At 54.6% G+C, this 7,001-nt stretch carries 5 protein-coding genes; 2 read left to right on the forward strand and 3 right to left on the reverse strand.

Annotated features, from left to right (window positions below):
* Positions 1-93: 93 nt before the first annotated feature.
* Both ACMHXI_RS18695 and yjjX read right to left on the reverse strand, forming a co-directional pair.
* Positions 94-1,095, reverse strand: coding sequence for a bifunctional helix-turn-helix transcriptional regulator/GNAT family N-acetyltransferase (locus ACMHXI_RS18695; RefSeq protein WP_208184438.1), 1,002 nt, complete (start codon positions 1,093-1,095; stop codon positions 94-96).
* A 192-nt stretch (positions 1,096-1,287) separates the two neighbouring features.
* Positions 1,288-1,824: an inosine/xanthosine triphosphatase gene (yjjX, locus tag ACMHXI_RS18700; protein ID WP_025010008.1), complete on the reverse strand. Its 537-nt coding sequence runs from the start codon at positions 1,822-1,824 to the stop codon at positions 1,288-1,290.
* A 233-nt stretch (positions 1,825-2,057) separates the two neighbouring features.
* Here yjjX and ACMHXI_RS18705 point away from each other — a divergent pair, with 233 nt between their 5' ends.
* Positions 2,058-4,619: an acylase gene (locus tag ACMHXI_RS18705; RefSeq protein WP_413735784.1), complete on the forward strand. Its 2,562-nt coding sequence runs from the start codon at positions 2,058-2,060 to the stop codon at positions 4,617-4,619.
* A gap of 116 nt (positions 4,620-4,735) precedes the next feature.
* Here the strand turns inward: ACMHXI_RS18705 and ACMHXI_RS18710 are convergent, their stop codons facing one another.
* A complete protein-coding gene (locus ACMHXI_RS18710) occupies positions 4,736-5,185 on the reverse strand; it encodes an N-acetyltransferase family protein (RefSeq protein ID WP_413735786.1) in 450 nt (149 codons plus the stop codon).
* Positions 5,186-5,474: 289 nt separating this feature from the next.
* Between ACMHXI_RS18710 and ACMHXI_RS18715 the strand changes: the two genes are divergently transcribed.
* Positions 5,475-6,797 carry a dicarboxylate/amino acid:cation symporter gene (locus ACMHXI_RS18715; RefSeq protein WP_062793438.1) on the forward strand — a complete coding sequence of 441 codons (1,323 nt, stop codon included), beginning with the start codon at positions 5,475-5,477 and terminating at the stop codon, positions 6,795-6,797.
* The last annotated feature ends 204 nt before the right edge of the window (positions 6,798-7,001 follow it).

Below are 7,001 nucleotides of genomic sequence, written 5' to 3' on the forward strand. Positions count from 1 at the left end.
CATCTATTGTGTTGGTGCGCTTTTTAGGCGAGGGCCGTAGCTGCCACCAGAGCCTCCGGTGGCTGCGGCTTGCTTGGTTAGAGGCTTGCTCGGCTAGAGTGTCAGCAACATGGGAATTTCACAGGCGCTGTGGCCGGTATTGCCAAGGGGCTTGGGCAGGACAGTAAAGCCCAGACTGGCGTAGAGGCCGAGCGCTTCCGGCAACAGTTTGGTGGTTTCCAGATAACAGGCCTTATATCCCTGCTCGCGGGCAAAGCTGAGACATTGCAGTGCCAAACGGCGGGAGAGGCCCAGGCCTCGCAGTGCGGGCATAAAGTACATCTTCTGCAACTCACATACGCCCTTTTCGCCGGGCAAGGGGGCTATGCCGGCACCGCCAAGCAGTTGCTGCTGTTTTTCAATTACCCAATACCGGCTGCCTGGCTGGCCATATTGGCGACTCAGGTGATCCAGGGTCGGGTCGGCCACACTGTAACCCTTATCGGGAGTCAGACCATATTCGGCCGATACAGCACGTATCACGGCGGCCAGCCCGGCATCGTCTGCCGCCTGAAGTGGCCTGATTACCACCCCCTGTTGGCTCTTGGCTTTGGTAATCGCCTTGTTGTAGCAGCGCAGGCTGGCTTCTAGTTGGGTCACTTCGTTCGGTGCCAATTGGGCAAGAATGTCAGCAAATTGATTATCCTGCTGGTTATCCAGCTGTTTCAACATCTTATGCCCGGCCTGAGTCAGACTGACCTGCAGACAACGATTGTCTCTGGGATTGGCCTTGGTTTGGGCCAGTTGTTTGTTGACCAGATGACTGACGGCACGACTGGCATTGGATTTATCGATATTGAGCAGGTTACTCAGTTCTTTAATGCTGAGATCTTGCTGTCCCAGCTCCAGCAGTGTGTGTGCCTGCACAGGTGTCAGCGGCAGTTGCCCGCAGGCACCGGACAACATACCCAGCTGCCGTACCAGATGACGAGACAGGTGTCTGAGCACAGGGCTGACCTGGGCCAGTTCATCCTGAGATGCTTCCTGGCGATTACCCGGCTCTTTAACATCAGGCTTGGATGAGCCCGAATTTAGCGGTTTTGTACTGAGGGACATCTAAGGGGATACCTCGCAAAAAGATAAAATGGTTGCGACAAGCAACTAATTCTGAATTCAAGTTAGCTCAGTCTGTATCTATTTGCAACAGCTGGGTTTGGTAATTATCCCGTATTTACACAGGTCGCTTGGGAAAGATTGAGGTGGGGCGGTCAACAACACCGCCGTTATTAATAACAGCGGTGACTGGTATCAGTAAAGCTCCGGGTAACGCAGTGGCGCCGATGCGAGCAGCAAGGCCGAGTGATAAATACTCTCGCGAGTAGCATGCCCCTGGGTCAAGAGCCCTATGGCGCCACCTGCCTGTTTGACATTGACGGTATTGAACAGCGAATCCATCACATCCCCCAGTTCTTCACCGGCCTTGAGCGCGGCATAAACCTTGGGCGGCAGGGGCAGGTGAGCACTGCGGCCGACGCAGAGGCGTTCTTTGGTGGCTATGACGACATAGGCAAAGGTGGCCGGCCCCTGGGGGAAATCATCCACCCCACCTTCCATTGCCAGATAGTAATCGGCATCTGCATTCGCCTTGCACCATTCCACCCTGTTGATGGCTCCCTGGCGGGTATCGGCATCTGTCATGGGTTGCTCCGCCACACCGGATGGCGCCTTCATGGCTTGGCAGTGGATTTCGGCGTCGGGATGCAGGGCGCGAACCGCATTCTCGGCGGCTTTGAGTTTTACCGGGTTGGTAGAACCCACCACTATCTGTAACTGTTTTTGTTTCATATTTGTTTATTTGGTGGATCTTTAATGTGGACGACCGTTTAAATCATTGTTTAAATGGTCGGAGGTGCGGCCTTGAGTTGGGCGTCATTGTGACGCGCCGAAAATCACAACGCAAGGTACACCGAGGGACACGACATAAGCGCCACGACAGACCCGTATGGCTTTTGGGGAGTTGTATTGTTCAAGGGGCTGGGCCTTGTCGGATAAATGGCATTAAAAAAGAGATAATTATAATGAAATTCAACAAACTCATGTACGCCATGGGGCTGGCAGGCACCCTGGCACTCGTTGGCTGTTCGGATGACGACAATGATCAGAACCCGCCTCCGGTCGACAACACACTGCAGGCATTTGCACCGGACGGAAAGCTCTCGGTCAGCGTTCGGCGCACCAGTTTCGGTGTACCTCACATTCAAGCCGACAATTTGGAAAGCCTGGGATTCGGTAACGGCTATGTGCAGGCGCAGGACAATCTGTGCATCCTGGCCGATGGCTTTGTTAAGGCCAACTCAGAGCGTTCCATGTATTTCGGCCCCCATGCCAGCCTGGACTTCACCACAGGGATCCCGGCCCGGGAAGACAATGGTAACCTGATCTCCGACTTTGCCTACAAGGCGCTCAAGGTCAGAGCTCAGGCCGAGGCCAAATGGCCTGAATTCAGCGAAAACTCCCGGGCACTGATCAGCGGGTTTGTCGCCGGCTATAACCGGTATTTGAGCGATGTGGCCGAAGGCAAGCAACAGGCTGAGCCCTTCTGTGCCGGGCAGCCTTGGGTCAAGCCTATTGAAGCTGAAGATGTGGTGACCTACCTGTTTTCAATTGCCCTGCTACCGGGGGCGGCCAACTTCCTGGATCTGATCTTTTACGCCAATCCGGGTGATGGTGATGAATATTTGCCGCGAATAGTCGGCCCGGCTCCTGCCTCTGCCGCCCAGACCGCTTTTGTCAATGACATCAACAGCAAGCTGATTGCCAGAGCCGCCAATATTGCCACCCCGGAGACCAACCCGGGTGAACTGGGCTCCAACGGCTGGGGCCTTGGCAAAGACAAGACGGAAAACGGCAAGGGCATGGTGCTGGGGAACCCGCACTTCCCGCATACGGGTAACCTGAGGTTCTGGCAGTCCCATGCCACCATTCCCGGACACCTGGATGTGATGGGCGGCTCTCTGGTCGGCATGCCGGGCCCAATCAATATTGGTTTCAACAAAGATCTCGCCTGGACCCATACTTTCTCCACCGCCGAACATTTTGTGGTCTATAACCTGGAGCTGGTTTCCGGCGACCGAATGCAGTATCTGTTTGACGGTGAGCCTATGCCTATCAGCAAGGAAACCGTGCAGGTGCTGGTCAATGCCGGTCCGGCGGGTATGTTGGTAGCCGAAAAAGATATCTATACCACTCCCAAGGGACCTATAGTCGAAGCGCCTGCCACCCAGGCACCTTTTGGTTGGGATGATGGCCAGGCCTTTATGTTGCAGGATGCCAACATGGCGACCATGGATCCCGTGGATCACTGGCTGGCGATGAACATGGCCGCCAACAAACAGGAGTTTGTGCAGGCATTTAAAGACTATGACGGCATGATCTTCAATAACACCATGTATGCCGACAGGGAAGGCAACGCCTTCTATATCGATGACTCTACCGTGCCGGGATTATCCGAGGCGGCTGTGGTATTGCTGAAGACTTCCCCTGAGATCAAGGCGGCCAAGGCGCAGGCTGGCTTTACCATATTGCCGGGCAATACCTCACTGTTTGCCTTCGATGGCCCCACGCCTTTCGAGCGGGCGCCTAAGTTGGAACGCACAGACTTTGTGCAAAACTCCAATAACTCCTTCTGGTCTACCAACCCGGCCGAGCCGCTGGAGTATTTCTCCCCCATGTATGGCCCGGAGCGTGGCCAACTGAGCATGAGAACCCGCATGGGGCTCAAGCTGCTTGGTGATGCCGCCGGTAGTGATGGCAAGTTCAACCTGGATGAACTGGAGGCGGCAGTGCTCAACAACCGCAGCTATCTGGCCGAAATGGTTTTGGATGATCTGATTGCCCAGTGTGAGGCCAAGGGCAGTGAACCTGTAATGGTCGGTACCCTTGCCAAGGATATCAGCGCTGCCTGCGCGGCGCTCAAGGCCTGGAATGGTCATCAGGACAACGACAGTAAAGGCGGCGCTTTGCTTCGGGAATTCGCCCACCTGTTCAATGACAAAACCATGTTGACCCAAGGCTTTGATTATCTGCAGCCGGCGACCACTCCCACAGGGCTGAGTTCTGACGGTTCGGCGCTCACTGCGCTGGCACATGCCGCGCTCAACCTGGAAGCGGCCGGTTTTGCCGTCGATGCGCCCCTTGGCAGTGTGCAGTTTGTCGAGCGTTCATTGCCGGATGGCAGTGCCAGTGGCGTGCGTTTGCCCTGGCCCGGCAGTCATCATGCCGAGGGTGGTTTCAACGTATTTTCCACCAAGACCAGTGGTGACGACACGCTTATCCCGCAGCACTCTTACGCTCCGGCAACCGATATTCTGAGCGGCAAAGCGCTGGATTCCGGTCTGAGCGCCAAGGGCTATCAGGTTCGTTATGGCTCCAGCTGGATGATGGCGGTGAGCTTTACCTATGAGGGCCCGGAGGCGAGAGGGATACTGACCTACTCAGAGACCAGCAATATTCTGCGTCCCGAGTTTGCCGATCAGACAGCGCTCTACTCCAGTGAGAAACGTTTCCGCCCCTTGCTGTTCAAAGAAGCGGATATTGATGCGGCAACCGTATCCAAGATGGAACTGACGCTCGAGCGTTAAGCGCTATTCTTTCAGCTTCAATGCCGCTCAGGTCGAAGAGCGGCATTTTCTTGCCTGTGATTGCCAACTCAGTCAAAGTGGTCTGGCTAACATGACAATCTATATCTGCGCTGAACTTAGGCAGGCTTTTCCTCGTACATGAGGTAGTGGCTCTGACTCATGCCCAGTGATTGGTAAGTTTGTTGGGCACGGGTGTTTTCCTGCTCCACATAGAGCCTGAAGCTGGCAGCCCCACCTTGCTTTTCGGCCAGCGCCTTGACCTCCTGATACAGGGCGCGATAGATGCCTTTTTGTCTGTGCTCCGGCTTGATATAGACGCTCTGGATCCAGTAGTAGTCTGCGGCGCGCCAGTCACTCCACTCGAAGGTAACCATCAAGGAGCCTGCGATCTCACCTTCGATTTCTGCTACCAGATAAAAACCTTTGGCGGGGTTTTCCAGCAGGGTGCTGACGCCCCGGCTCAGGGTGTCACTGTCCAGTGCCAATCCTTCGGTTTCCTGAGCCATCGCCTGGTTGAAAGCCACCAGGGCCTCGGTGTCTTTTGGGGTACCTTTTCTTATTAGCATAGTTATTCCTTTGAGTTCTGTTTGCTTGCATGCTCGTAGGGGCGGGCACAATTTATCAGCAGTCCTATGTTGGTGCAAAGGGGGACTGGATTAAAAGTCGTCATTTCCGGTTTTACCTGGATTACCCTGGCTCGGCTCAAGGTAACTCAAACCTGCAACCGGGCAGCGTGATACAGATCATCCTTGCTGCAGGCGAGCTGTGCTAAACTCGCGCACCGGCCTTGATGTCTGATCTCGGCCATCCGCCAAGGATATGGCCCCTCTCTTTTTCAAATATCAAGGTTTACACATGTCAAAACACCAACCTTCACTTGTCGGCCGTCTATGGTCACGCTGGTCGGGGCTGCCGCTGTGGCTGAAAATACTGATAGGTATGGTTCTGGGGATGAGTACCGGACTGATACTGGGTAAAGATGCCATCTATCTCAAGCCCATAGGGACTCTGTTCGTCAACACCATCAAGATGCTGATAGTGCCATTGGTGTTCTGCTCGCTGATAGTGGGTGTGACCTCAATGCAGGATACCGCCAAGATGGGGCGGATAGGTTTCAAATCTTTTGCCTTCTATCTGGGGACCACTTCCATTGCCATCAGCCTGGGGTTGATAGTCGGTTCAGTCATACGTCCGGGCTCAGGGCTGAATATGACCCCTGAGGTCGGTACCGAAAAGGCTACCCAGGCGCCTTCTGTAATGGAAACCCTGATCAACATAGTGCCCACCAACCCGGTATCGGCTCTGGCCGAAGGGCAGATACTGCAGGTGATAGTATTCGCCGTGGCACTGGGAATAGCCCTGGTGTTGATTGGTGAGCATGGCAGGCCAGCGATTCGTGTATTCGAGAGCTTGGCGGAAGCCATGTACAAGCTGACCGATATGGTAATGAGTCTGGCGCCCTATGGGGTGTTTGGCTTGATGGCCTGGGTGGCCGGTGAGTACGGCATGGAGATGCTGCTGCCGCTCATTAAGGTGATTGTTGCCGTTTATATCGGTTGTTTCCTGCATATTGTCGGCTTCTACAGCCTGGTATTGAGTGTGTTTGCCCGCCTCAATCCACTGCAGTTCTTCAAGGGGATCAGCAATGCCATGGCGGTCGCCTTCACCACATCCAGCTCGGCGGGAAGTCTGCCTGCCAGTATGAAGTGTGCCAGCGAATACCTGGGAGTGAACAAGAAGATTTCCAGCTTTGTGCTACCGCTGGGCACCACTATCAACATGGATGGTACCGCCCTCTATCAAGGGGTGACCGCGCTGTTTGTGGCTCAGGCCTTTGGGATGGATCTTACCTGGGTCGATTACATTACCATTATTCTGACCGCGACCTTGGCTTCCATAGGTACTGCGGGTGTGCCCGGTGCCGGCTTGGTGATGCTGACGCTGGTGCTGACCACTGTAGGCTTACCGCTGGAAGGGGTGGCGATTATTGCCGGTATCGACCGTATTCTGGATATGGCCCGAACTGTCGTGAATGTGTCCGGCGACTTGGTGGCAACCACTGTGATTGCCAAGTCGGAAAATGAGCTGGATATAGAGCACTATAACGCCGATATGCAGCAGAGTGCTCTGATAGCCGAGCAGAATGCCGTCAGCGCTGCAGAGGAAGGGCGCAGCTGAATTTTGCAATATGAGCGCGACTGAGAGTGTGTTGCAGTCATAAAAAAACCGCCGGAGGGCTAATGCCGTTCACTTAGTGTGAACGGCATTTTTCTTAGGCTTAATGGGGTACTTGTTTTTACTCATTTTTAACGCACGTGGATAGGCTCTATCCCGTTTCCCATCAAGCTTGAACTGCCTCGCATTACGCACTATGTCCAAGAC

Origin of the sequence: Shewanella sp. BJSY2023SW005 (genome assembly GCF_047314585.1) — a bacterium.
Lineage (GTDB): Bacteria > Pseudomonadota > Gammaproteobacteria > Enterobacterales > Shewanellaceae > Shewanella > Shewanella algae.

Bases quoted from the DNA above. Each gene is read 5' to 3' on its own strand.
- ACMHXI_RS18695 (WP_208184438.1), bottom strand. From the start codon at position 1,095: ATGTCCCTCAGTACAAAACCGCTAAATTCGGGCTCATCCAAGCCTGAT.
- yjjX (WP_025010008.1), bottom strand. From the start codon at position 1,824: ATGAAACAAAAACAGTTACAGATAGTGGTGGGTTCTACCAACCCGGTA.
- ACMHXI_RS18705 (WP_413735784.1), top strand. From the start codon at position 2,058: ATGAAATTCAACAAACTCATGTACGCCATGGGGCTGGCAGGCACCCTG.
- ACMHXI_RS18710 (WP_413735786.1), bottom strand. From the start codon at position 5,185: ATGCTAATAAGAAAAGGTACCCCAAAAGACACCGAGGCCCTGGTGGCT.
- ACMHXI_RS18715 (WP_062793438.1), top strand. From the start codon at position 5,475: ATGTCAAAACACCAACCTTCACTTGTCGGCCGTCTATGGTCACGCTGG.